This is a genomic window from Flavobacterium crocinum (assembly GCF_003122385.1).
Classification (GTDB): Bacteria; Bacteroidota; Bacteroidia; order Flavobacteriales; family Flavobacteriaceae; genus Flavobacterium; species Flavobacterium crocinum.
The window spans coordinates 380,822-404,779 of record NZ_CP029255.1 but is presented as its reverse complement, the minus strand read 5'-3'; the positions used below and the strand labels follow the sequence as shown (position 1 = coordinate 404,779).

Sequence of the window (23,958 nt, the reverse complement as noted above, 5' to 3'; positions counted from 1 at the left end):
TATTTATGGCAAAACAATCAGCAATAGAACAAGACGGATCAATCATTGAAGCATTATCAAATGCGATGTTCCGTGTGGAGTTAGAAAATGGACATATTGTAATTGCTCATATTTCTGGAAAAATGCGAATGCATTACATCAAGTTATTACCTGGTGATAAAGTGAAACTAGAAATGAGTCCTTACGATTTGTCAAAAGCAAGAATTACTTATCGATATTAAAGGATATTCACTATGAAAGTTAGAGCATCAGTAAAAAAGAGAAGTGCCGAGTGCATTATCGTGCGTAGAAAAGGGAGACTGTACGTAATAAACAAAAAGAATCCTAGATTTAAACAAAGACAAGGATAATTATGGCAAGAATAGCAGGGGTAGATATCCCAAAAAACAAAAGAGGTGTTATCGCACTTACCTACATCTTCGGGTTAGGAAAAAGTAGAGCTATTGAGATTTTAGAGAAAGCTCAAGTTAGCCAGGATAAAAAAGTTCAAGATTGGAATGATGATGAAATCGGAGCAATTCGTGAAGCTGTTTCATTTTACAAAATTGAAGGTGAATTACGTTCTGAAATTTCTTTAAACATTAAACGTTTAATGGATATTGGATGTTACAGAGGTATTCGTCATAGATCTGGTCTTCCATTAAGAGGACAAAGAACTAAAAACAACTCAAGAACAAGAAAAGGTAAAAGAAAAACTGTTGCTAACAAGAAAAAAGCAACTAAATAATAAGTAATATGGCTAAAGCAACTGCAAAAAAACGTAAAGTTATCGTTGAATCAACGGGTGAGGCTCATATTTCTGCCACTTTTAATAACATTATTATTTCTTTGACTAATAAGAAAGGTGAAGTTATCTCTTGGTCTTCAGCTGGTAAAATGGGTTTCAGAGGTTCTAAAAAGAACACTCCTTATGCAGCTCAAATGGCAGCAGAAGATTGCGCTAAAGTAGCACTTGAGGCAGGACTTAAAAAAGTGAAAGTTTATGTAAAAGGACCAGGTAACGGACGTGAGTCTGCTATCCGTTCTATTCATAACGGTGGAATTGAAGTTACTGAAATTATTGATGTTACTCCAATGCCACACAACGGATGTCGTCCTCCAAAAAGACGTAGAGTTTAATTTTTTATTTTTATAGTATAAACAAGGTAGAACATAGATTATCGAAGGATTAGACCTGAATTCATAATTTCTACCTTAAATTTTTTTTAAAATGGCAAGATATACTGGTCCTAAAACCAAAATCGCTCGTAAATTTGGCGAGGCAATCTTCGGAGATGATAAATCTTTCGAAAAAAGAAATTACCCACCTGGACAACACGGGATGGCTAAAAAAAGAGGAAAAAAATCTGAGTACGCTGTTCAGTTAATGGAAAAGCAAAAAGCTAAATATTCTTACGGAATTTTAGAAAAACAATTCAGAAATTTATTCGAAAAAGCATCAGCTACAAAAGGAGTAACTGGTGAGGTTTTATTACAATTATGCGAAGCAAGATTAGATAATGTTGTTTTTAGAATGGGAATTGCTCCATCTAGAAGAGGTGCGCGTCAAATCGTTTCTCACAGACACATTACTGTAAATGGAGAGGTTGTTAATATTCCTTCTTACCACCTTAAGCCTGGTGATAAAGTTGCAGTTCGTGAAAAATCTAAATCTCTAGAAGCTATCGAACGTTCTTTATCAAATTCAAGTCATGTTTATGAATGGATTACTTGGAACAATGATCTTAAAGAAGGAACTTTCGTTTCTGTACCTGCGAGACTTCAAATTCCAGAAAACATTAAAGAACAATTAATCGTAGAGTTGTACAACAAATAATAATTGACTTAGTCGAAATTTATGGCAATATTTAATTTTCAAAAGCCCGATAAAGTTATCATGATCGATTCAACCGATTTTGAAGGTAAATTTGAATTTAGACCTTTAGAACCTGGTTACGGATTGACAGTTGGTAATGCACTTAGAAGAGTTTTGCTTTCAGCATTAGAAGGTTATGCAATTACATCTGTTCGTATCGAAGGTGTAGATCATGAGTTTTCTACTATTTCAGGTGTTGTTGAAGATGTTACCGAAATTATCCTTAATCTAAAACAAGTACGTTTCAAACGTCAAATTGAAGATATCGATAATGAATCAGTTACTATTTCTGTTTCTGGTAAAGATCAATTAACAGCAGGTGATTTTCAAAAATTTATTTCAGGTTTCCAAGTTCTGAATCCAGACCTTGTTATCTGTAATTTAGATTCTAAAATCAAATTGAATTTCGATTTAACAATCGAAAAAGGTAGAGGATACGTGCCTGCTGAAGAGAACAAAAAACAGAATGCTGCAATTGGAACGATTTTTACAGATTCTATTTTTACTCCGGTAAAAAATGTAAAATATGCAATCGAAAATTTCCGTGTTGAGCAAAAAACGGATTATGAAAAATTAGTTTTTGAAATCAAAACTGATGGATCTATTAATCCTAAAGATGCTCTTACTGAAGCTGCTAAAGTTTTAATTCACCATTTCATGTTATTCTCTGACGAAAGAATTACACTTGAGGCTGACGAAATTGCACAAACAGAATCGTATGATGAAGAGTCATTGCATATGAGACAATTGCTTAAAACTAAGCTTGTTGATATGGATTTATCTGTGAGAGCATTAAATTGCTTGAAAGCGGCTGAAGTTGATACACTTGGTGATTTAGTATCTTTCAATAAAAATGACCTAATGAAATTCCGTAATTTCGGTAAAAAATCTTTAACTGAACTTGATGAACTTGTTGCAGTGAAGAATTTAACTTTCGGAATGGATTTAGCTAAATACAAATTAGATAAAGAATAATTTACTTCATATTTTGCTCTCCATGGTGGATTGTAGCAAGATGAAGATAAAAAAAACACGTCATGAGACACGGAAAAAAAATCAACCACTTAAGCAGACAGACTGGACATAGAAAAGCTATGTTAGCTAATATGGCTTGTTCTCTTATCGAGCACAAACGTATTAACACTACTGTTGCTAAAGCTAAAGCGCTTAAACAATTCGTTGAGCCTTTAATTACAAAATCAAAAGAGGATACGACTCACAACCGTCGTATTGTTTTTGCTTACTTACGTAACAAATACGCTGTAACTGATTTGTTCAGAGATGTTGCTGCTAAAGTAGGTGACCGTCCAGGTGGATACACTCGTATCATTAAAGTTGGAAATCGTTTGGGAGATAACGCTGATATGGCGATGATCGAACTTGTTGACTTCAATGAACTTTACAACGGAGGTAAAAAAGAAGTTAAAAAAGCGAAAAGCCGTCGTGGTGGTAAAGCTAAAAAAGCTGAAACTGCTGCTCCTGAAGCCCCTGCTGCTGAATCAGAAACGACTACTGAAGCTTCTGAATAATTATGAGAGTAATCATTCTATAATATTAAAGGATAAACTAATTTTTAGTTTATCCTTTTTTTTTGATTTTTTTAAACCTTTAAAAATGTAACTTATTTAAAATGATAGGTTTTATTTTTACAAAGGAAAGTTTTAAAAAATCTTGGAAGAGCTTCTTTAAAGAAGTAAATTTGCAAAATATCTAATTACATTTGAGACCATTGTTTTGGTTTGAAAACTTGATAAAAAAAACAATACAAATTAAATAATGAAATACACAACAAGAAAAAGCGCCATTTTATTACTTAGTGACGGAACAATTTTTCACGGAAAATCTATCGGTATCAGCGGTAAAACTTTTGGGGAAGTTTGTTTTAATACCGGAATGACAGGATATCAGGAAATTTTTACTGATCCTTCTTATTTTGGTCAAATTATGGTGGCTACAAATACACATATCGGAAATTATGGTGTGAATGAGGAAGAGGTAGAATCTGATAGTATTAAAATTGCTGGTTTGGTTTGTAAAAACTTCAGTTTTAATTATTCTAGAACTAATGCTTCTGAAAGCTTAGAAGATTATTTTACTAAGCAAAATCTAATCTGTATTTCTGATGTTGATACTCGTGCTCTTGTAAGTTACATTCGTGACAATGGTGCAATGAATGCTGTTATTTGTACAGATGGTACTTCAATTGAAGATTTGAAAAAAGAATTGGCTAATGTGCCAAATATGGAAGGTTTAGAATTGGCTTCTAAAGTTTCTACTACTAAACCCTATTTCTTTGGTGATGAAAATGCTAGTTATAAAATCTCTGCTTTAGATCTTGGGATTAAAAAGAATATTTTAAGAAATCTTGCAAAAAGAGATTGTTATATAAAAGTATATCCTTTTAATTCTACTTATAAAGATATGTCTGAATTTAATCCAGATGGGTATTTCTTGTCAAATGGACCTGGAGATCCAGATCCTTTGTTTGGAGCTATTCAAGTTGCGAAAGATATATTAGCAGATAATAAACCTCTTTTTGGAATTTGTTTGGGGCACCAGGTTATTGGTTTAGCGAATGGTGTTGAAACTTACAAAATGTTTAATGGGCACCGTGGTATCAATCATCCTGTGAAAAATATCATTACTGGTAAAGGTGAAATCACTTCTCAAAATCACGGATTTGCTGTTAAAAAAGAACAGTTAGATAATCATCCTGAATTAGAAATTACGCATGTGCATTTAAATGATGGTACTGTAGCCGGAATGAGAATGAAAAACAAGAATTGTTTCTCAGTTCAGTATCATCCGGAAGCAAGTCCTGGACCACACGATTCATCCTATTTGTTTGATCAGTTTGTGGAGAACATCAAAAGTGCTAAAGCCTAAAACGATGTAGTTAATAAATAAAGATGTTTAATGACTAAAATGCGTTTACAGTATTAAATATTTTTATAATTTCGAAAAAAAAATATAATTTATTAATAAAAAACAAAAATAATGAGTATTATAATTAAAGTTCACGCAAGACAAATTCTTGATTCTAGAGGAAATCCTACTATTGAAGTTGATGTAGTAACTGAAAATGGAGTTTTAGGTAGAGCTGCTGTTCCATCTGGAGCATCAACTGGAGAGCACGAAGCTGTTGAATTACGTGATGGAGGTAAAGCTTATCTAGGTAAAGGTGTTTTAAATGCAGTGAACAATGTAAATACTGTTATTGCTGAAGAATTAGTTGGAACTTCTGTTTTCGAACAAAACACAATTGACCAATTAATGATTGATTTAGATGGAACTCCAAACAAATCTAAATTAGGAGCTAATGCTATTTTAGGAGTTTCTTTAGCTGCTGCAAAAGCTGCTGCTAATGAACTTGGATTACCATTATACAGATATGTAGGTGGTGTTTCTGCTAATACATTACCAGTTCCGATGATGAACATCATCAATGGAGGTTCTCACTCTGATGCACCTATCGCATTCCAGGAGTTTATGATTTTCCCGGTAAAAGCAACTTCTTTTACACATGCAATGCAAATGGGAACCGAGATTTTCCACAGTTTGAAAAAAGTATTACATGATAGAGGTTTAAGCACTGCAGTTGGTGATGAAGGAGGTTTTGCTCCAAACTTGGCTGGTGGTACTGAAGATGCTTTAGATACCATCAAATTAGCAGTTGAAAAAGCAGGATATACTTTCGGTGATGAAATTATGATCGCTCTTGACTGTGCTGCTTCTGAGTTTTATGTAGATGGTAAATACGACTACACTAAATTTGAAGGTGAAACTGGAAAAATTAGAACTTCTGCAGAACAAGCTGATTATTTAGCTGAACTTGCTGCTAAATATCCAATTATCTCTATCGAAGATGGTATGTATGAAGATGACTGGGATGGATGGAAAGCTTTAACTGAAAAAATTGGAGATAAAGTACAATTAGTAGGTGATGATTTATTTGTTACTAACGTTGCACGTCTTTCTACAGGAATTGAAAAAGGAATTGCTAATTCAATTTTAGTAAAAGTAAACCAAATTGGTACTTTAACTGAAACTATTGCAGCTGTAAATATGGCTAAAAATGCTGGTTATACTTCTGTAATGTCTCACCGTTCTGGAGAAACTGAAGATAACACAATCGCAGATTTAGCAGTAGCTTTAAACTGTGGTCAAATTAAAACAGGTTCTGCTTCTCGTTCTGATCGTATGGCTAAATACAACCAATTATTAAGAATTGAAGAGGAATTAGGAAGTACAGCTTATTTCCCTGGTTTAAATGCTTTTAAGATTAAATAATTATTTAAGTTATATATTGAAAAAAACCATCCGCCGCGGCGGATGGTTTTTTTTTGGAGTTTTAACAAATTCATAGCAGTATTCTTTTTTTAATTAGTCTTAAATTCATTAGATTTGGTAAATTATTATTTAAAGAATTATTTCCAAGATATTATGTCAAAAATAGCTACATTAGAAATAGATGGTAAAAAGATTGAGCTTCCGGTAATCACGGGAAGTGAAAATGAATCAGCTATCGATATTAACAAATTACGTGATTTAACAGGTTTTATTACAATTGATCCGGGATACAAAAACTCAGGGTCTTGTACAAGTGAAATCACTTTCCTTGATGGAGAAGAAGGAATTTTACGTTACAGAGGGTATTCAATCGAAGATTTAGCTGAAAAAGCTAGTTTCTTAGAGGTTTCATATCTTTTGATTTTTGGAGAATTACCTACTGCTACACAATTAGAAGATTTTGAAAATAATATTAGAAAACATTCTTTGGTAAACGAAGAAATGAAAAATATTATTGACGGTTTTCCAAAGACTGCGCACCCGATGGGAGTATTATCAGCTTTAACAAGTGCTTTAACAGCATTTAATCCTAAAGCGGTAAATGTTGATAATCAAAAAGAAATGTACGAAGCTATTTGTAAAACAATGGCTAAGTTTTTAGTGATTGCCACATGGACTTATAGAAAATCTATGGGCTATCCTTTAAATTACTATGATAATACAAAAGGATACGTAGAAAGCTTTATGCAATTAATGTTTAAATTGCCTACAGGTCCTTATGCTGCAAATCCAGTTATTGTAAATGCATTAGATAAATTATTTATTCTTCATGCTGATCACGAGCAAAACTGTTCTACTTCTACAGTAAGAATGGTAGGTTCTTCTCATGCTGGTTTATTTGCTTCAGTTTCTGCAGGTGTTTCTGCTTTATGGGGACCACTTCATGGAGGAGCAAACCAAGCAGTATTAGAAATGCTTGAGGAAATTAATAAAGATGGTGGAGACACTGATAAATTCTTAGCGAAAGCAAAAGATAAAAATGATCCTTTCCGTTTGATGGGATTCGGACACAGAGTTTACAAAAACTTTGACCCAAGAGCTAAAATCATCAAAAAAGCAGCGACAGAAGTACTAGAAACTTTAGGTGTTGAAGATCCGATTTTGGATATCGCAAGAAAATTAGAGAAAGCAGCTCTTGAAGATGAATACTTCAAATCAAGAAACTTGTATCCAAATGTAGATTTCTACTCTGGAATTATCTACAGAGCTTTAGGGATTCCTACTGATATGTTTACAGTAATGTTTGCTATAGGAAGATTACCTGGCTGGATTGCGCAATGGAAAGAAATGCGTGAAAACAAAGAGCCAATTGGAAGACCAAGACAAATTTACACTGGACACCCTTTAAGAGAGTTCAAGTCTAATAAATAAAAAACGAAAGCTTCACTTAACTGTGAAGCTTTTTTTATATTTGCTCAAAATATAATAGAGTTATGTTGCAATTAAATGTAAAGAACGAAACATCGAGACTTCGTGCTGTTGTTTTGGGTTCTGCTGTTCATAATGGGCCGACTCCAACACTTGAGGAAGCTTATGATCCTAAATCATTGGAACATATTAAGGCGGGAACTTATCCTGTAGAAAAAGATATGGTTGCTGAAATGGATGCTTTTAATGCTGTTTTCCAAAAATATGATGTAACTGTTTATCGTCCTGAAATGATTGAAAATTACAATCAGATTTTTGCCAGAGATATTGGTTTTGTAATTGATGATGTTTTTGTGAAATCGAATATTTTGCCGGATCGTGAACGTGAATTAGATGCAATTCAATATGTAATCGATCAAATTGATCCTTCAAAAGTAGTACGTCCACCAGAAGAAGTTCACATTGAAGGTGGTGATGTTATGCTTTGGAATGATCATATTTTTATTGGCACCTATAAAGGAAGTGACTATAAAGATTATATCACGGCCAGAACAAATATGCATGGTGTTAATTATATTAAGGAATTATTTCCAAATAAAATTGTCAAAGAATTTGATTTAGTGAAGTCGAAATTAGAAGCCCGTGATAATGCTTTGCATTTAGACTGCTGTTTTCAGCCTGTTGGAAAAGATAAAGGAATTATCTATAAAAGAGGTTTTAGGGAAGAAGCTGACTATTTGTATTTAGTGAATCTTTTTGGAAAAGAAAATTTGTTTCATATCGAGAGAAATGAAATGTATAATATGTTTTCAAACGTCTTTTCGATTGATAAAGATGTTGTAGTTTCTGAAAAGAATTTTACAAGATTAAATAACTGGCTTCGCGCAAATGGTTTTACGGTTGAAGAAATTCCGTATGCAGAAATTGCAAAACAAGAAGGTTTGTTGAGATGTTCAACATTGCCATTAATTAGAGACTAAATAATTGTTTCAAGTTTAAGGTTTCACGTTCTGCGAAAACTTGAAACTTAAAACCTGACACGAGGCTTTGGACGAATTGGCGAAGCAAACAAAAACAATATAAAAGATGAGACAAACAACAAATGCAATAGTAATGATTCGGCCAGTTGCTTTCAGAATGAATGAACAGACAGCCGTAAATAATTATTACCAAAAAGTGCTAGACGGATTGTTACCAAGTACAGTAAATGCAAAAGCCCAGCAGGAGTTTGATGCTTTCGTTGAGAAATTGAGAGCAGTTGGTGTCGATGTTACGGTAGTTGAAGATACTTTAGAGACAGATACTCCGGATAGTATTTTTCCAAACAATTGGGTTTCATTTCATGAAAATGGAGATGTTGCTTTGTATCCAATGTTTGCTGAAAATCGTCGTCAGGAACGTCGCGAAGATATTTTGGATACTTTGGAAGAAAAAGGATTTGAAATTACCAATATAATGGATTATACCTCTGCAGAAGAAGATGGTATTTTCTTGGAAGGAACAGGAAGTTTGCTGTTGGATCGTGCAAATGGAAAGGCGTATTGTGCTTTATCTCCAAGAGCCGATGAAGAATTATTTATAGAATTCTGTGAGGATTTTGATTATGCTCCGGTAATTTTTGAAGCTTTTCAAACAGTTGATGGCGAACGCAAACTGATTTATCATACTAATGTAATGATGTGCTTGGGTGAAACTTTTGCTGTTATTTGTGCAGATTCTATTGATGATAAGAAGGAGCGTAAAATGGTGCTGGATAATCTTAAGCATGATGGCAAAGAGATTATTTTGATTACAGAAGATCAGGTAAATAATTTTGCCGGAAATATGCTGGAAGTTAGTGGTAAAGAGGATAAAAGATATATTGTTATGAGTGCATCTGCTCATCAAAGTTTAAATCCAAAACAAATTGCGCAATTAGAAAATCATGCAGAAATTCTAAGTTCAAGTCTTGATACTATCGAAGCTTGTGGCGGCGGAAGTGCCAGATGTATGATGGCTGAAGTTTTCTTGCCGAGAAATTAAATGAAAAATTAAAATAAAAAGAAAGGGATAAAATCATTACTTGATTTTATCCCTTTCTTTTTTAGAATATTATTTGACTAAAAATTTCCTTTAATAATATTTACAAGCGCACTTACTATATATTGAATTCCAATTGAAATAACTATAAAACCAACAATTCTGGAAATAGCAACAATTCCGGAGGCGCCTAATATTCTAGCCAAATAATGAGCGCTTTTTAGAATTGCAAAAATAGCAACTGCAATAGCAAGGATGGCTAGTGTAGAAATGATAATTTCATTAAGTTCGTGATGTTCCTGATAAAAAGCAATCAAAAGTGACATTGAACCCGGACCAGCAAGCATTGGAATTGCTAAAGGTGTTAGTGCAATATCGTTTCTGTGTTGAGCTTCATTTTCAATTTTTTTATTGATTCCTCGTTTTTTATTGAATTTTCCCGAAAGCAGAGAGAAGCCGGAATTTACAATTACGATTCCACCAGCAATTCTTAAAGCGTCTATACTAATTCCGAAAAAAGTTAATACATATTGGCCAATAAAATAAGAAACCAACAGTATGATAAAAACATTAATAGCAGTCCAAAGTGAGATTCTGGATCTTTCTTTTTGCGAATCATGTTGCGTTAATCCTACGAAGATTGGTACAGTGCCAATTGGGTTTAATACCGAAAATAAGGCGGCAAATAAGTAAATAAATAATTCCATATAGTCTGGGGTTAATAAAGTAAAAATAGTTATTTTTTGATGTCTTTTGGTATAATTATGTTAGGATAATGTTTTTATTGTTATGGATTCTGAATCAAATACATAAAGGTAAAATCGTTCTTTTTGATTACTTTTGCAGTCTAAATGAAAATAATGAAAAGTAAAAAAACATTAGTTATAGGTGCTTCAACAAATCCTGAGCGTTATTCTTATAGAGCAGTAAATATGTTAGTTGGAAAAGGACATTCGGTTTTAGCGATTGGACAAAAAGCAGGAGAAGTTGCAGGTGTCAAAATTCAGACTAAAACAATACCGGTTAAAAATATAGATACAATTACCTTGTATTTAAATCCTGTTCGTCAAAGAGATTATTACAATTATATTATTGAAGCAAAGCCAAAGCGAGTTGTTTTTAATCCAGGAACAGAAAATCCTGAATTATACCAATTATTAGAGCTAAATGATATTCAGGTAGAAGTGGCATGTACTCTTGTTTTATTAGCTACAAACCAATATTAGTAAGGTTTTGGTTAGTTTAAAATTTTTGCAATTGATATAATTTTGATTTAATTGACTAATCTTGTAAAATGAAAGTGTTTATTAAAATTGAATTTAGCATCAGATGACTGCTAAACCATTTAAAATAGTACTTTTGTCGTTATGGAATTTTCATCAAAATTAATCGAGAAAGCGGTCAACGAAATGTCACAATTGCCTGGTATTGGCAAACGTACGGCACTTCGATTGGTTCTTCATTTGCTTAAGCAACCAAAAGAGCAGACTGCTTTTTTATCGCAGGCACTGTTAAACATGCGTGAAGATATTAAGTTTTGTGAGAGTTGTCATAATATTTCAGATACTCAAATTTGTGAGATATGTGCTAATGTTCTGAGAACTCATGAAACGATATGTGTGGTTGAAGATATTCGAGACGTAATGGCAATCGAAAACACAGGGCAGTTTAAAGGTATTTATCATGTTCTTGGTGGGAAGATTTCACCAATTGAAGGAGTTGGGCCAAATCAGTTAAATATTTCGAGTCTGGTAGAAAAAGCAAAATCAGGAAAAGTAACTGAAATTATTTTCGCTTTAAGCTCAACTATGGAAGGAGATACAACAAATTTTTATATCTATAAACAAATTGCAGAGCTTGAGATTACTGTTTCAACAATTGCACGAGGAATATCTGTTGGAGACGAACTGGAATATGCTGATGAAGTAACTCTGGGCAGAAGTATTTTGCATAGAGTTCCTTTTGAAAAAACTTTTAAAAATAATTAATTAAACCCCAAATAAAAGTTAGTTTTTTCAGACATTGGAGGAAAGACTATATTTGCGCTAAAATCAAACTAATGACACAAAAGAGCTTTTATCTATTCTTGTTAATTTCGGTATTATTTACTTCTTGTATTCCGATAAAAGATTTGGTTTATCTTCAGGATAAAAGTACTTCAAACGATCAGACAGCTATTGCTGCAGTAGGATCTAAACCGTATCGATTGCAGGTTAATGATGTTTTGAGTATAAATATAAAAGCAATTGATCCAAAATTGGTTTCTATATTCAATACTACTAATACAGAAAGTGGTCAGGCAGGGAAAGCAGAATCGGATTTGTATTTTGATGGATTTACAGTCGATGATCACGGAAATATCCGAATACCTATTTTAGGAGAGGTAAATGTAATAGGCTATACGCTTGAAGAAGTTCGTATAAATATCGAAAAGAAATTATTAGAGGAATATTTTAAAAGTGAAGCGAATATTTTTGTAACTATAAAATTAGCTGGTTTTAGATATACAATTAATGGAGAAGTAGGGAATACTGGTACAAAAACTTTATTTAAAGATAATGTTACAATCTTGGAAGCAATTGCAAATGCGGGGGATATTACGACAGTAGGAAATAGAAAAGCTGTAACAGTAATTCGACAGACTCCAACAGGAGTTCAGATGAATGATATAGATCTTACTGATGTAAATGTCATGAAGTCTCCTTATTATTATTTGCAACCCAATGATTATATTTATGTAAAGCCTTTGAGGCAGAAAACATGGGGAACCGGACAAACCGGAATACAGTCCATTGGAACTATTATTACATTATTGTCATTGGCGACAACAGTTTACCTCATTATAAGAAATTAAAAAGATTTAAAAAATGTTAGATATTAAAGATTTTTCCATTTTTGAAAATCATTCGAATTTTGATTTTAAAGGGTTTTTGTTAAAAATAATTAGCTATTGGAAGTGGTTTCTTATTAGCTTAATTATCACATTTACTATAGCATATCAGGTAAACATCCGCAAAGAGAAGATTTACGGAATGCAAACAATGATTTCAATAAAAGAACAAAGCAATCCATTTTTTACATCTAATACAAGTCTGGTCTTTAATTGGGGGGGAGTTTCGGATCAGGTAAATGGAATTTCTACTATTCTAAAATCAAGATCTCATAATGAATTAGTTGTAGATAAACTCCAATTTTACATTGATTATTTAGAGCAAGGAAAATATAATTTGATTGATTCATATGGTGCTGTTCCATTTTACGTTGATATAGATAAAACAAAAGGGCAGTTAGCTAATACATTAATAAAGATCAAATTCTTAACTGAAAATGTATACCAAATTGAAGTTCCTTTTGAAAGTAATTCGGTTTCTTTAATTACTTACAGCAATAATACTTACAGTAATACTTCTGTACAATTAGGAAGTTTTTTGAAAAAATATAAAGTTGGGGAACTTGTTAATCTCCCTTTTTTAAACTGGAAGCTTCAGATAAATGATAATCCGGGTTTTTATAAAGGGAAAGAATATTTTGTCAGGTTTAATGATTTTGATGGAACGGTTTCCGGATACAGAGGATTGAGTGTAGATGTAGATAGAGGAAGTGCATCTATACTAAATTTGTCAATGCAGGGAACCAATAAAGCAAGGATGGTAGATTATTTGAATGCTACTGTAAAAATGCTAATAAAAATACAGCTTGATAGCAAAAACCAGTTTGCGACAAATACAATCCGATTTATTGATAGCACTTTGGTTGCAATGGAATCTCAGTTAAAACAAACTGGAAATGAATTAAAAACTTTTCAAAAAGATAAAAACATTTTTCAAATTGAAGATGGCGGTGCTAGAGTTTCAGACAAAATAATGAATTTTGATGTTGAAAAAGATGAAATTACTCGCAAAATAGCCTACTATAACTCATTGAAATTGTATTTAAACAGTAGTGGAGATTATTCCAGATTGCCGGCACCTTCAGTTGCGGGAATTGAAGATCCAAATATTGTTGCAAGTGTTTCGAAACTTATTGCGCTTTCTACTCAGAGATCGGAAATGGCTTATGCGGTAAAAAGTGAAAAAATATTCAAAGATTTTGATAACCAGATGCAAGCAATAAAAAATGTTCTTCAAGAGAATATTGTTACAGCAAAGTCTTCTTTATTATATGATTTATCGTTGGTAAATGCAAAAATCGGTCAGGCAGAAAGTACAGTTCGTAAACTTCCTGTAGAGCAACAAGAACTATTGAAAATCAAAAGAAAATATGATTTAAATGATAATATTTATACTGAATTTCTTCAAAAGAGGAACGAGGCAGAAATAGTCAAAGCATCAAATTTATCAGACATTCATTTTGTTGATTCTGCAAAAGATATCGGTGGAGGTTTAATAGGGCCTAAAACATCTGTTAATTATGTAATGGCTTTGTTTTTAGGTGTTTTAATTCCTTTGTTATTTGTATTAGGGATTTTCTTTATCAATAACTCTATTCAGAATACAGATGACATTAGTAAACTAACCAATATACCGTTGCTTGGTGTGGTTGGTTTGAATAAAGATTCTGTTAATTTAGCTGTGTTTGATAAACCAAAATCAGCACTTTCTGAAGCCTTTAGAGGAATACGTTCTTCTCTTCAGTTTCTATATAAAAAACAACAGTTAAGCGGTTCAAAAACATTAATGATTACTTCTTCAATAAGTGGTGAGGGAAAAACATTTTGTTCTATCAATATTGCGACTGTTTTTGCTTTAAGTGAAAAGAAAACTGTAATTGTCGGTTTGGATTTAAGAAAACCAAGATTGGCGGATGAATTTGGATTAACAACGCCTCTTGGAGTTGTTAATTACTTGATAAAGCAGAATAGTTTGGTAGAAATAACTAATTCAACGCCTATTCCAAATTTAGATGTAATACTTTCAGGGCCAATTCCTCCAAATCCTTCAGAGCTTATTTTAAGTGATGCGATGAAAGAATTAATTGATGAGTTGAAGCAAAAGTACGATTATGTGATTTTGGATACACCTCCTGTTGGTTTGGTTTCAGATTCTTTAGAATTAGTTCAGTTTTCAGATGTTGTATTGTATATTGTAAGACAGAATTATACCAAAAAAGATATGATAACGTTGTTAAATAATAGAGTAAAACGTGGTGAATTAACCAATGTTAGTATTGTATTAAACGGTTATGAGAACAAAGCAAAGTATGGAGGTACTTATGGGTACGGATATGGCTATGGGGCTTATTCAAATGGCTATCATGAAGAAGAAGTGAAGCTTTCCTTTTGGAAAACACTTTTAAACAGATTTAGAAAAAGTTAATCTTTTGCAAATGGGAAACTCGATAAAAAATACAATTTTAATTACTGGTGGAGCTGGATTTATAGGGTCAAATTTGACGGAGTATTTTTTAGCATCAGGTTATAAAGTGGTTTGTCTTGATAATTTTTCGACAGGGCATAGACACAATTTAAAAGATTTTTTAAATAATCCTGATTTTAGATTAATTGAAGGAGATATTCGAAAACTGGAAGATTGTGTTTTGGCAGTAGAAGGAGCAGATTATGTTTTACATCAGGCAGCTTTAGGTTCTGTTCCACGATCGATAAAAGACCCAATAACAACAAATGATGTTAATGTTTCTGGATTTTTAAATATGCTTACAGCAGCTCGTGATGCAAAAGTAAAACGTTTTGTTTATGCAGCTAGTTCTTCGACTTATGGAGATTCTCAAGGGTTGCCAAAAGTAGAAGATGTAATAGGAAAGCCATTATCGCCATATGCAATTACTAAATATGTAAATGAGTTGTATGCGGAAATTTTCAGCAAAACATACGGATTAGAAACAATAGGATTGCGCTATTTTAATGTCTTTGGAAGAAAACAAGATCCAAATGGGGCTTATGCGGCGGTTATACCTAAATTTGTGAAGCAATTTATGAATTATGAAAGTCCCGTAATTAATGGAGACGGTAATTATTCTCGTGATTTTACATACATAGACAATGTAATTCAAATGAACGAATTGGCTATGACTTCTCAAAATCCGGCTGCTGTTAATTCAGTTTATAATACTGCATTCGGAGACAGGAAAACACTGAACGATTTAGTTAAATATTTAAAAGAATATTTGTCTGAGTTTGATTCAAAAATAAAAGATGTTCCTGTTATATATGGGGAAAATAGAGTAGGAGATATTCCGCACTCGCTGGCAAGTATTGAAAAAGCAAAAACTCGTTTAGGATATAATCCAAAATATTCTTTGCAAGATGGTTTGAAAGAAGCGGTTGAGTGGTATTGGAATAATTTAAAATAAATAAGATCAAGATAATAATAGATCAATGAAAATTACAAAGATTTGCTGCATAGGTGCAGGATATGTTGGTGGACCAACAATGGCAGTTATTGCACAAAAATGCCCGGATATTCAGGTTAGAGTTGTCGATTTAAATGAACAAAGAATTGCCGACTGGAACGATCCTAATCCAGAAAATATTCCAATTTATGAACCGGGACTTTCGGAAATTGTAGCAGAAGCAAGAGGAAGAAATTTATTCTTCTCTACTGATGTTGATAAGGCAATAGATGAAGCTCAGATGATATTTATTTCAGTAAACACGCCAACCAAAACTTATGGAAAAGGAAAAGGAATGGCAGCTGATTTAAAATATATTGAATTGTGTGCAAGACAAATTGCGAGAGTAGCAAAGCAGAATAAAATTGTAGTAGAAAAATCTACTTTACCAGTAAGAACTGCAGAAGCTATTAAAAGTATATTAGATAATACAGGAAATGGAGTTCAGTTTCAAATACTATCTAATCCTGAATTTTTAGCAGAGGGAACAGCTGTTACTGATTTGTTAAATCCGGATAGAATTTTGATTGGAGGAGATACAACTCCTGAAGGAGAAGAAGCAATAGAAGCGCTATTAAATGTTTATGCAAACTGGGTAAGTAAAGATAGAATTTTAACAACAAATGTATGGTCTTCAGAATTGTCTAAGCTTACGGCTAATGCTTTTTTAGCACAACGTATTTCGTCTATTAATGCGATGTCTGAATTATGTGAAAAAACCGGAGCAGACGTAAATGAGGTTGCTAAAGCAATTGGAATGGATAGTAGAATTGGTCCAAAATTCCTAAAAGCATCTGTAGGTTTCGGAGGTTCATGCTTTCAAAAAGATATTTTAAATTTGGTTTACATTGCTAAGTCATATGGATTAAGTGAAGTTGCAGATTATTGGGAGCAGGTTATTGTTATGAATGACCATCAAAAAAGAAGATTTTCTAATAAAATTGTCCAAACATTATACAATACTGTAGCTGATAAGAAAATTGCATTTTTAGGGTGGGCTTTCAAAAAAGATACAAATGATACCAGAGAGTCAGCAGCAATCTATGTGGCAGATGATTTGATTAATGAGCAGGCTAAAATTTCAGTTTACGATCCAAAAGTTTCAAGAACTAAAATGCTGGCAGATTTAAATTATCTTGAAACGAGAAGCGAGAAAGATAATAATGAATTCTTAAATGTATTCGAAAGTGCTTATCAGGCATGTAACGGAGCGCATGCAGTTGCAGTTTTAACCGAATGGGATGAATTTACAACTTATGATTGGCAAAAGATTTATGATTCAATGCATAAACCGGCTTTTGTTTTCGACGGAAGAAATATTTTGAATGCTAAAGAATTAGAATCAATTGGTTTTGTCTACAATGGTATAGGTTCCTAAGTGGATTTTATAAGGAGTGAAATGATGTGAAATGTGAAGTAGTGATTAATTTTACTTCGTTATAAATAGAAAAATGAATTGGTACGTAGTTTATACAAAACCGAAATGGGAGAAAAAAGTTGCTGATAAACTTAAACAAGCTGGAATTGAATGCTATTGCCCCTTAATTACTCAAATTAAGCAATGGACAGATCGAAAAAAGAAGATAGAAATACCGCTTTTTAGCTCTTATGTTTTTGTTCAGTTAGCAGATTCTGAAAGAAACTCGGTTTTTCAAGTTGCTGGAGTTGTCAGGTATTTATTCTGGTTAGGGAAACCTGCTATTGTAAAAAACGAAGAAATCGAAGCAATAAAAACAAGTCTTAAAGCTCCTAATATAAGTGATGTATCTGTTTCAACTATTCAGGTTGGAGACAGAATTAAACTAGAATCTGGGGCGTTTAGTAATCAAAATGCGATTGTTCAGGAAATTTCTAATAATTATTACATACTAGTATTGGAAACTTTAGGATGCGTTTTGAAAATAAAATATAAATAACAACGTTATTTCATTAAAATTAACAGAAGAGAAAATCTTTTTTAGGTTTTTTTTCTTCTGTTTTTTTTATAAAGTAATTATTTACATCCTGATTAATAAGGTATTGTGTTATAGTGCTTTTTTGTTAACAATTTGTTTTTAAGGATTACGGGAAACCGTATTGAATAACTAGAGTTATTATACTATATTTGCCGAAAATGATTAATTTAGGTAGCTGGGACCAAATAATGGGACTCGGAGCGGCGAAGCCGTGAGTTTTAATGACCTAAATAAATTAAAAAAATGAAATTGAAAGATAATGTTAAAATTGCGGTTATTGGTTTGGGCTATGTTGGTTTGCCTTTAGCCCGATTATTTGCAACAAAATATTCAGTTGTTGGCTTTGATATTAATGAATCAAGAGTCAATTCTCTAAAATCCGGAACAGACACTACTTTAGAGGTTGAAGATGATGTCTTACAAGATGTCTTGGTTGAAAATCCAAGTGAAAAAAACGGATTGTTTTGTACAACGTCACTGGTTGATATTGAAAACTGCAATTACTATATAGTTACCGTTCCGACACCAGTTGATAGAAATAACAGACCAGATCTGACTCCTTTATACAAGTCAAGTGAGACAGTTGGAAAGGTTTTGAAAAAAGGAGATATTGTTGTTTACGAGTCTACTGTGTACCCAGGTGTTACAGAAGAGCAATGTGTACCGGTTTTAGAACGAGTTTCAGGTTTAAAATTTAATGAAGATTTTTTCGCGGGATATTCCCCAGAAAGAATAAATCCCGGAGATAAAGAACATACTGTAGAAAAAATATTGAAAGTTACCTCTGGTTCTACTCCTGAAATAGGAATAAAAGTAGATGAGTTGTACAAATCAGTTATTACGGCAGGAACACATTTAGCCCCAACAATAAAAGTTGCAGAAGCAGCAAAGGTTATTGAGAATTCACAGCGTGATATTAATATAGCTTTTGTAAATGAATTAGCTAAGATATTTAACTTAATGAATATTGATACACAAGAAGTATTAACAGCTGCAGCTACAAAGTGGAATTTTCTACCGTTTAAACCAGGACTTGTTGGCGGACATTGCATTGGTGTGGATCCTTATTATTTAGCACAAAGAGCGCAAGAATTCGGTTATCATCCTGAAATAATTTTAGCAGGAAGACGTTTAAATGACAGTATGGGAGAATATGTGGCTTCGCAGATAGTGAAGCTAATGATCAAAAAAGGAATTTCAGTAAATGGAGCGAATCTTTTAATGTTAGGAATAACGTTTAAGGAAAACTGTCCTGATGTTAGAAATACTAAAATTGTAGACGTAATAAAAGCTTTAAAAGATTACGGAATTGCAGTTACTATTTTTGATCCTCTTGCAAATATTGATGAAGTGAAGAGAGAGTACAAGTTAGAAACGGTAAATACTTTACCGACAGAAAAATTTGATGCTTTAGTACTAGGTGTTGCTCACTCAGAATTTCTTGATATTAATTTCTCAAATTTACAAAAAGATAAAAGTTTAATTTATGACGTAAAAGGAATTTTAGGAACTTTAGCTGATAATAGGCTTTAGTTTTTTAAATTCCTTTTTTTATTTAAAATATATGAGTTCAGATAAATCTATTACACATGTAATTCTTACAGGAGGAGTTGGAAGTCGTTTGTGGCCACTTTCTCGCAAAAGCCGTCCAAAGCAATATCTTGAAATATTTGAAGGCAAATCTTTATTTGAAATGACAGTTGAAAGAAATAGTCATTTAGCAAATAAAGTAATGGTTGTCGGAAATGTAGATAATCATCAACTTAGTGGGAAAGTAATGGATAAAACCAATACCTCCTATGTTAATATTATTGAAGCAACTCCAAGAAATACTGCGGCTGCAATTGCTTTTGCGGCGTTTGCATCAAATCCGGATGATATTTTAATTATAACTCCCTCAGATCATATTATAGATCAAATGGAGAATTATAATCAAGCCATTTCTGAAGCTGTTTCTAAGGCCAATGAAGGATTTATCGTAACTTTTGGAGTTATTCCTACCAAGCCTGAAACTGGATATGGCTATATAGAAGCAGATGGAGATAATGTTATTTCTTTCCGCGAAAAACCAAATGAAACTACTGCAAAAGAATTCATAGCAAAAGGCAATTTTTTATGGAATAGTGGAATGTTTTGTTTTAAAGCAAATGTTCTTTTGGAAGAGTTGAAGAAATTTCAACCGGATGTGTATGAAAAATCTAAAACAGTATGGGAAGGAAGTAAAGATGGGTTTTTAGATTTAGATTTATCAATGGAGATTCCTTCTATCAGTATAGATTATGCTGTGATGGAAAGAAGTAAAAAAATCAAGGTGGTGCCTGCTTCCTTTTCATGGTCTGATTTAGGTTCTTTTGAATCTGTTTATGATTATCTAAACTCAAAAGGACATTTGACTGATGCTAATGGCAATATGGTAATTGGATGTGATAAGCATACGACTTTCTTAGGATTAAAAAACACAATTTTTGTTTATACTGAGACAGCAAATTTAATTTTGCAAAAAGAAAATTCACAAGATGTTAAAGACATCTACAGTGAATTAGAAAAACAAAATTCTGAATTACTTAACTAGAAACAATTAGAAATGAAAAAAATACTTATAACTGGAGGTGCTGGTTTTATCGGTTCGCATGTAGTGAGACGTTTCGTTAATAAATATCCTGAATATCAAGTTTTTAATTTAGACGCTTTGACGTATGCAGGAAATTTGGAAAATATAAAAGACATAGAAAATAATCCCAATTATACTTTTGTTAAAGGAGACATTGTTGATGAAAAGTTTATAAATGATCTTTTTGCTTTACATAATTTTGATGGAGTTTTGCATTTAGCTGCAGAATCACATGTTGATCGTTCGATTGAAGACCCTTTAGCATTCGTAAAAACAAATGTTATCGGAACTATGAATCTATTGAATGCCGCTAAGAATCAATGGAAAGGTAATTTTGATGGCAAAAGATTTTATCATATAAGTACAGATGAAGTTTATGGATCATTAGGATCTGAAGGGCTTTTTACAGAAACAACTTCTTACGATCCGAATTCTCCTTATTCGGCTTCTAAAGCAAGCTCGGATCACTTTGTGAGAGCTTATGGAGAAACTTATGGATTGCCGTATGTTTTGACCAACTGTTCTAATAATTATGGATCTTATCATTTTCCAGAAAAACTAATTCCACTTTTTATAAATAACATTATAAATAATAAACCATTACCAGTTTACGGAGATGGGAATTATACTCGTGACTGGCTTTTTGTTGAAGATCATGCTATAGCTATCGATTTAGTCTTTCATGAAGGAAAAAATCATGAAACATATAACATTGGAGGATTTAACGAATGGAAAAATATTGATTTGGTGAAGTTGTTATGTGGTATAATGGATGATAAATTAGGGAGAGAGAAAAGTGCCTCTGAAAAACTAATTACTTATGTAAAAGACAGACCAGGTCACGATTTGCGTTATGCAATTGATGCTTCAAAAATTAATAAAGAATTAGGATGGAAACCATCTGTTACTTTTGAAGAAGGATTAGAAAAAACTATCAATTGGTATTTGAATAATCAAGAATGGCTTGAGAATGTGACTTCTGGGGCTTATAAAGAATACTATCAAAAACAATATTCATAATACATGAAAAAAATAACGTACGTTCTTTTCTTATTTTTTACACTTAGTTTGTCTTTAAGTGTAAATGCACAAGACCTACTTAAGTCCAGAGACTTAAGTACAGTTAATGTTGATTATTTAACTGACGATGATCTGGCAAAAATTAGTGCACAACTCAAAAGTAATAACACAACGATTGATCAGGTCGAACCAATGGCATTATCGAAAGGAATGAGTCAGTCTAATTTTAATAAATTGAAGGTTAAGTTAAATAGCTATCAGAATAAAAATTCATTTGTAAATAAAAATGCTGAAAAAACTTTAGAAGGAAATTCTGATTCTGGAAGGAAGCAGGAAAGTATCAAAAATGTAAAAGTAAAAGACTCTGCAAATGCTATTATTTTTGGATCTGAGTTGTTTGATAATCCTACTCTTAATTTCGAGCCGGATTTAAAAATAGCAACTCCGATGAATTATATTTTGGGACCTGGAGATGAACTTCAGGTTACAATTTATGGCGTACAGGAATATAATGGAAATCTGTCTGTTAGTGTTGAGGGAAAAATATCCATAGAATATGTTGGTCAAATCGCTGTTTCCGGAATGACAATAGAAGCGGCAACACAAAAAATAAAAGCTGCAATAGCAAGAGTATATAGTACTGTTAGATCTGGACAGTCACAAGTAAGCGTAAGTTTAGGGAAAATTAGAACAATAAAAATTACGGTAGTTGGAGGAAAACAGCCAGGTAATTATTCAATATCTTCTTTAGCAACTGTTTATAACGCTTTACATTTAGCAGGAGGGCCGGGGAAAAATGGTAGTTATAGAAATATTGAGTTAATACGAAACAATAAAGTTTACAGAAATATTGATATTTATAGATTTTTAGTTAAAGGGGATCAATCTGACAATATTAGTTTAAAGGAAAATGATGTAATTAGAATTCCTGCCTACACGCAGAGAGTTACTGTTGAAGGTGAAGTTAAACGCCCAGGTATTTTTGAAATGAAAAAAGGAGAAAAGTTCTCTGATTTATTGAGCTTTGCTTCAGGTTTCAATGAATTTGCTTATACCGCTTCAGTGAATGTTGTGCAAAAAACAGGAAAGGAGTTTAAAGTTCATGATATAAACGAAAGTGAATATAGTGCTTATCAGCCACAATCGGGAGATGTATTTAGAATTACCAAAATTTTAAATCGTTTTGAAAATCGTATTAAAATTGAAGGAGCAGTTTTTAGACCTGACTATTATTCTTTTACAGATGGAATGAGAATTTCTGATCTTATTACAAGAGCAGAAGGATTAAAAGAAGATGCTTATAGTAAAAGAGCTAGAATAATTCGCTTAAAAACAGATCTAACTACAGAAATTGTAAATGTAGATTTAGGAGCTGCTTTATCAGGTGATTTAAACGCAGACATTGAATTAAAAAGAGAAGATATTGTTACTGTTTATTCTATTCTGGATTTTAGAGAAGAATACAAAGTAACAATTGATGGAGAAGTAAAAAATCCAGGTGAATACGAATATTTTGAAAATCTAACTTTAAATGATTTGGTTGTTCAGGTGGGAGGGTTAACTGGTTCGGCTTCTAAGAGAGTTGAAGTTGCAAGAATGATTAAATCTGATGCAATTGATGATGCTGATCCAAAGCGTATCGAATTGGTTGAACTTGAAATTACTGCGGATAACAATGAGCAAATAAAAAACTTCGTGCTAAAACCTTTTGACGTGATTAACATACGAAGAATGGCAGTTTATGAGAAACCTCAAATGGTCACTGTTAGTGGAGCTGTTGGATATCCTGGAAAATATGTGTTAGCGAATAAGAAAGAAACAGTTTATAATGTCGTAATGAGAGCTGGCGGCTTAACTTCCATTGCTAATTTGGATGGAATGAAGATTAAAAGACCTATTAAAGAAGATCAAATAGAGACATTAGAAAGAATCGATCTTAATATTTCAAAAAATGATACTTTAAAAGGTAAGCTAGCAAAAAAGCTAAAGGAAGATTTGAAGTTTGCAACAATTCCTGTAAACTGGGAGAAAATTGTAAAAGATAAGAATCACTTTTCGAACGTTACTTTATTTCCGGGTGACGAAATTGAGGTATCAGTTTATAATGAGGGAGTTAAAGTCACAGGAAATGTTTTGTTGACATCGGAAATTCCGTATAGAAACGGTAAAGGATTTAAATATTATATTAATGCTGTAGGAGGTGTTGATAATAAAGGATGGAAGAGAAAAGCGTATATAATATATCCAAATGGAAAAGCTGATGTAACAACTTCATTTCTGTTTTTTAGGTCTTATCCTAAAGTAGAACCAGATTCACAAATTGTTGTTCCTGAAAAGCCAGAAAGAAAAAAGATGAGTGCAGGAGAATGGGTTGGTATAGGTACCGTAATTTCTAGTTTAGCTTTATTAATTGTAACGGCTTTTAAATAATT

Annotated in this window: 24 protein-coding genes; 23 read left to right on the top strand and 1 reads right to left on the bottom strand. The window is 32.6% G+C overall.

Going from position 1 to position 23,958, the window contains the following annotated elements; genetic code table 11:
- The first annotated feature begins 5 nt into the window (after positions 1-5).
- From infA to ctlX, 12 genes are all read left to right on the top strand, one after another.
- Positions 6-221 (top strand): translation initiation factor IF-1, encoded by a 216-nt coding sequence (gene infA / locus HYN56_RS01950; RefSeq protein ID WP_007136545.1) that lies wholly within the window; start codon positions 6-8, stop codon positions 219-221.
- A gap of 12 nt (positions 222-233) precedes the next feature.
- A complete protein-coding gene (gene ykgO, locus HYN56_RS01945; protein WP_002987490.1) occupies positions 234-350 on the top strand; it encodes a type B 50S ribosomal protein L36 in 117 nt (38 codons plus the stop codon).
- 2 nt (positions 351-352) lie between these two features.
- A complete protein-coding gene (gene rpsM / locus HYN56_RS01940) occupies positions 353-727 on the top strand; it encodes a 30S ribosomal protein S13 (protein ID WP_008464322.1) in 375 nt (124 codons plus the stop codon).
- An 8-nt stretch (positions 728-735) separates the two neighbouring features.
- A complete protein-coding gene (gene rpsK / locus HYN56_RS01935) occupies positions 736-1,119 on the top strand; it encodes a 30S ribosomal protein S11 (RefSeq protein ID WP_026727866.1) in 384 nt (127 codons plus the stop codon).
- Positions 1,120-1,210: 91 nt separating this feature from the next.
- The gene (gene rpsD, locus HYN56_RS01930; protein ID WP_008464326.1) at positions 1,211-1,816 is read left to right on the top strand and encodes a 30S ribosomal protein S4; all 606 of its coding nucleotides are present in this window, start codon (positions 1,211-1,213) and stop codon (positions 1,814-1,816) included.
- 21 nt (positions 1,817-1,837) lie between these two features.
- On the top strand, positions 1,838-2,830 hold the full coding sequence (locus HYN56_RS01925; RefSeq protein WP_008464329.1) for a DNA-directed RNA polymerase subunit alpha: 993 nt from the start codon (positions 1,838-1,840) through the stop codon (positions 2,828-2,830).
- Positions 2,831-2,892: 62 nt separating this feature from the next.
- Positions 2,893-3,384 (top strand): 50S ribosomal protein L17, encoded by a 492-nt coding sequence (gene rplQ / locus HYN56_RS01920; protein WP_109190653.1) that lies wholly within the window; start codon positions 2,893-2,895, stop codon positions 3,382-3,384.
- A 247-nt stretch (positions 3,385-3,631) separates the two neighbouring features.
- Positions 3,632-4,741: a glutamine-hydrolyzing carbamoyl-phosphate synthase small subunit gene (gene carA, locus HYN56_RS01915; RefSeq protein ID WP_109190652.1), complete on the top strand. Its 1,110-nt coding sequence runs from the start codon at positions 3,632-3,634 to the stop codon at positions 4,739-4,741.
- A 111-nt stretch (positions 4,742-4,852) separates the two neighbouring features.
- Entirely contained in the window at positions 4,853-6,145 is a 1,293-nt protein-coding gene (gene eno, locus HYN56_RS01910) for a phosphopyruvate hydratase (protein WP_109190651.1), read from the top strand.
- Positions 6,146-6,298: 153 nt separating this feature from the next.
- Positions 6,299-7,576: a citrate synthase gene (locus HYN56_RS01905; protein ID WP_109190650.1), complete on the top strand. Its 1,278-nt coding sequence runs from the start codon at positions 6,299-6,301 to the stop codon at positions 7,574-7,576.
- A 62-nt stretch (positions 7,577-7,638) separates the two neighbouring features.
- Complete coding sequence (locus HYN56_RS01900; protein WP_109190649.1) at positions 7,639-8,553, top strand: dimethylarginine dimethylaminohydrolase family protein; 915 nt, start codon at positions 7,639-7,641, stop codon at positions 8,551-8,553.
- Positions 8,554-8,659: 106 nt separating this feature from the next.
- Positions 8,660-9,595, top strand: a complete 936-nt coding sequence (ctlX, locus tag HYN56_RS01895; RefSeq protein ID WP_109190648.1) for a citrulline utilization hydrolase CtlX — start codon at positions 8,660-8,662, stop codon at positions 9,593-9,595.
- Between the two features lie 77 nt (positions 9,596-9,672).
- On the opposite strand, the gene HYN56_RS01890 is transcribed toward ctlX, so the two are convergent.
- The gene (locus HYN56_RS01890; RefSeq protein ID WP_109190647.1) at positions 9,673-10,299 is read right to left on the bottom strand and encodes a MarC family NAAT transporter; all 627 of its coding nucleotides are present in this window, start codon (positions 10,297-10,299) and stop codon (positions 9,673-9,675) included.
- Positions 10,300-10,452: 153 nt separating this feature from the next.
- Between HYN56_RS01890 and HYN56_RS01885 the strand changes: the two genes are divergently transcribed.
- From HYN56_RS01885 to HYN56_RS01835, 11 genes are all read left to right on the top strand, one after another.
- Positions 10,453-10,818 (top strand): CoA-binding protein, encoded by a 366-nt coding sequence (locus HYN56_RS01885; protein WP_109190646.1) that lies wholly within the window; start codon positions 10,453-10,455, stop codon positions 10,816-10,818.
- A gap of 141 nt (positions 10,819-10,959) precedes the next feature.
- The gene (recR, locus tag HYN56_RS01880) at positions 10,960-11,580 is read left to right on the top strand and encodes a recombination mediator RecR (RefSeq protein WP_109190645.1); all 621 of its coding nucleotides are present in this window, start codon (positions 10,960-10,962) and stop codon (positions 11,578-11,580) included.
- A 71-nt stretch (positions 11,581-11,651) separates the two neighbouring features.
- A complete protein-coding gene (locus tag HYN56_RS01875) occupies positions 11,652-12,446 on the top strand; it encodes a polysaccharide biosynthesis/export family protein (protein ID WP_109190644.1) in 795 nt (264 codons plus the stop codon).
- A gap of 13 nt (positions 12,447-12,459) precedes the next feature.
- A complete protein-coding gene (locus tag HYN56_RS01870; RefSeq protein WP_109190643.1) occupies positions 12,460-14,907 on the top strand; it encodes a polysaccharide biosynthesis tyrosine autokinase in 2,448 nt (815 codons plus the stop codon).
- Positions 14,908-14,917: 10 nt separating this feature from the next.
- The gene (locus HYN56_RS01865) at positions 14,918-15,901 is read left to right on the top strand and encodes an SDR family oxidoreductase (RefSeq protein ID WP_109190642.1); all 984 of its coding nucleotides are present in this window, start codon (positions 14,918-14,920) and stop codon (positions 15,899-15,901) included.
- Positions 15,902-15,926: 25 nt separating this feature from the next.
- Positions 15,927-17,318 carry a UDP-glucose 6-dehydrogenase gene (locus HYN56_RS01860; RefSeq protein ID WP_109190641.1) on the top strand — a complete coding sequence of 464 codons (1,392 nt, stop codon included), beginning with the start codon at positions 15,927-15,929 and terminating at the stop codon, positions 17,316-17,318.
- Between the two features lie 73 nt (positions 17,319-17,391).
- Entirely contained in the window at positions 17,392-17,856 is a 465-nt protein-coding gene (locus HYN56_RS01855) for a UpxY family transcription antiterminator (protein WP_109190640.1), read from the top strand.
- 282 nt (positions 17,857-18,138) lie between these two features.
- Positions 18,139-19,428: a nucleotide sugar dehydrogenase gene (locus HYN56_RS01850; RefSeq protein WP_109190639.1), complete on the top strand. Its 1,290-nt coding sequence runs from the start codon at positions 18,139-18,141 to the stop codon at positions 19,426-19,428.
- Between the two features lie 31 nt (positions 19,429-19,459).
- Positions 19,460-20,467 carry a mannose-1-phosphate guanylyltransferase gene (locus HYN56_RS01845; protein WP_109190638.1) on the top strand — a complete coding sequence of 336 codons (1,008 nt, stop codon included), beginning with the start codon at positions 19,460-19,462 and terminating at the stop codon, positions 20,465-20,467.
- Between the two features lie 12 nt (positions 20,468-20,479).
- The gene (gene rfbB / locus HYN56_RS01840) at positions 20,480-21,526 is read left to right on the top strand and encodes a dTDP-glucose 4,6-dehydratase (protein WP_109190637.1); all 1,047 of its coding nucleotides are present in this window, start codon (positions 20,480-20,482) and stop codon (positions 21,524-21,526) included.
- A 3-nt stretch (positions 21,527-21,529) separates the two neighbouring features.
- A complete protein-coding gene (locus HYN56_RS01835; RefSeq protein ID WP_109190636.1) occupies positions 21,530-23,956 on the top strand; it encodes an SLBB domain-containing protein in 2,427 nt (808 codons plus the stop codon).
- Positions 23,957-23,958 lie beyond the last annotated feature (2 nt).

What these genes read in the sequence shown, in the direction of transcription:
- infA (WP_007136545.1), top strand. Translation starts at nt 6, where the DNA reads ATGGCAAAACAATCAGCAATAGAACAAGACGGATCAATCATTGAAGCA.
- ykgO (WP_002987490.1), top strand. Translation starts at nt 234, where the DNA reads ATGAAAGTTAGAGCATCAGTAAAAAAGAGAAGTGCCGAGTGCATTATC.
- rpsM (WP_008464322.1), top strand. Translation starts at nt 353, where the DNA reads ATGGCAAGAATAGCAGGGGTAGATATCCCAAAAAACAAAAGAGGTGTT.
- rpsK (WP_026727866.1), top strand. Translation starts at nt 736, where the DNA reads ATGGCTAAAGCAACTGCAAAAAAACGTAAAGTTATCGTTGAATCAACG.
- rpsD (WP_008464326.1), top strand. Translation starts at nt 1,211, where the DNA reads ATGGCAAGATATACTGGTCCTAAAACCAAAATCGCTCGTAAATTTGGC.
- HYN56_RS01925 (WP_008464329.1), top strand. Translation starts at nt 1,838, where the DNA reads ATGGCAATATTTAATTTTCAAAAGCCCGATAAAGTTATCATGATCGAT.
- rplQ (WP_109190653.1), top strand. Translation starts at nt 2,893, where the DNA reads ATGAGACACGGAAAAAAAATCAACCACTTAAGCAGACAGACTGGACAT.
- carA (WP_109190652.1), top strand. Translation starts at nt 3,632, where the DNA reads ATGAAATACACAACAAGAAAAAGCGCCATTTTATTACTTAGTGACGGA.
- eno (WP_109190651.1), top strand. Translation starts at nt 4,853, where the DNA reads ATGAGTATTATAATTAAAGTTCACGCAAGACAAATTCTTGATTCTAGA.
- HYN56_RS01905 (WP_109190650.1), top strand. Translation starts at nt 6,299, where the DNA reads ATGTCAAAAATAGCTACATTAGAAATAGATGGTAAAAAGATTGAGCTT.
- HYN56_RS01900 (WP_109190649.1), top strand. Translation starts at nt 7,639, where the DNA reads ATGTTGCAATTAAATGTAAAGAACGAAACATCGAGACTTCGTGCTGTT.
- ctlX (WP_109190648.1), top strand. Translation starts at nt 8,660, where the DNA reads ATGAGACAAACAACAAATGCAATAGTAATGATTCGGCCAGTTGCTTTC.
- HYN56_RS01890 (WP_109190647.1), bottom strand. Translation starts at nt 10,299, where the DNA reads ATGGAATTATTTATTTACTTATTTGCCGCCTTATTTTCGGTATTAAAC.
- HYN56_RS01885 (WP_109190646.1), top strand. Translation starts at nt 10,453, where the DNA reads ATGAAAAGTAAAAAAACATTAGTTATAGGTGCTTCAACAAATCCTGAG.
- recR (WP_109190645.1), top strand. Translation starts at nt 10,960, where the DNA reads ATGGAATTTTCATCAAAATTAATCGAGAAAGCGGTCAACGAAATGTCA.
- HYN56_RS01875 (WP_109190644.1), top strand. Translation starts at nt 11,652, where the DNA reads ATGACACAAAAGAGCTTTTATCTATTCTTGTTAATTTCGGTATTATTT.
- HYN56_RS01870 (WP_109190643.1), top strand. Translation starts at nt 12,460, where the DNA reads ATGTTAGATATTAAAGATTTTTCCATTTTTGAAAATCATTCGAATTTT.
- HYN56_RS01865 (WP_109190642.1), top strand. Translation starts at nt 14,918, where the DNA reads ATGGGAAACTCGATAAAAAATACAATTTTAATTACTGGTGGAGCTGGA.
- HYN56_RS01860 (WP_109190641.1), top strand. Translation starts at nt 15,927, where the DNA reads ATGAAAATTACAAAGATTTGCTGCATAGGTGCAGGATATGTTGGTGGA.
- HYN56_RS01855 (WP_109190640.1), top strand. Translation starts at nt 17,392, where the DNA reads ATGAATTGGTACGTAGTTTATACAAAACCGAAATGGGAGAAAAAAGTT.
- HYN56_RS01850 (WP_109190639.1), top strand. Translation starts at nt 18,139, where the DNA reads ATGAAATTGAAAGATAATGTTAAAATTGCGGTTATTGGTTTGGGCTAT.
- HYN56_RS01845 (WP_109190638.1), top strand. Translation starts at nt 19,460, where the DNA reads ATGAGTTCAGATAAATCTATTACACATGTAATTCTTACAGGAGGAGTT.
- rfbB (WP_109190637.1), top strand. Translation starts at nt 20,480, where the DNA reads ATGAAAAAAATACTTATAACTGGAGGTGCTGGTTTTATCGGTTCGCAT.
- HYN56_RS01835 (WP_109190636.1), top strand. Translation starts at nt 21,530, where the DNA reads ATGAAAAAAATAACGTACGTTCTTTTCTTATTTTTTACACTTAGTTTG.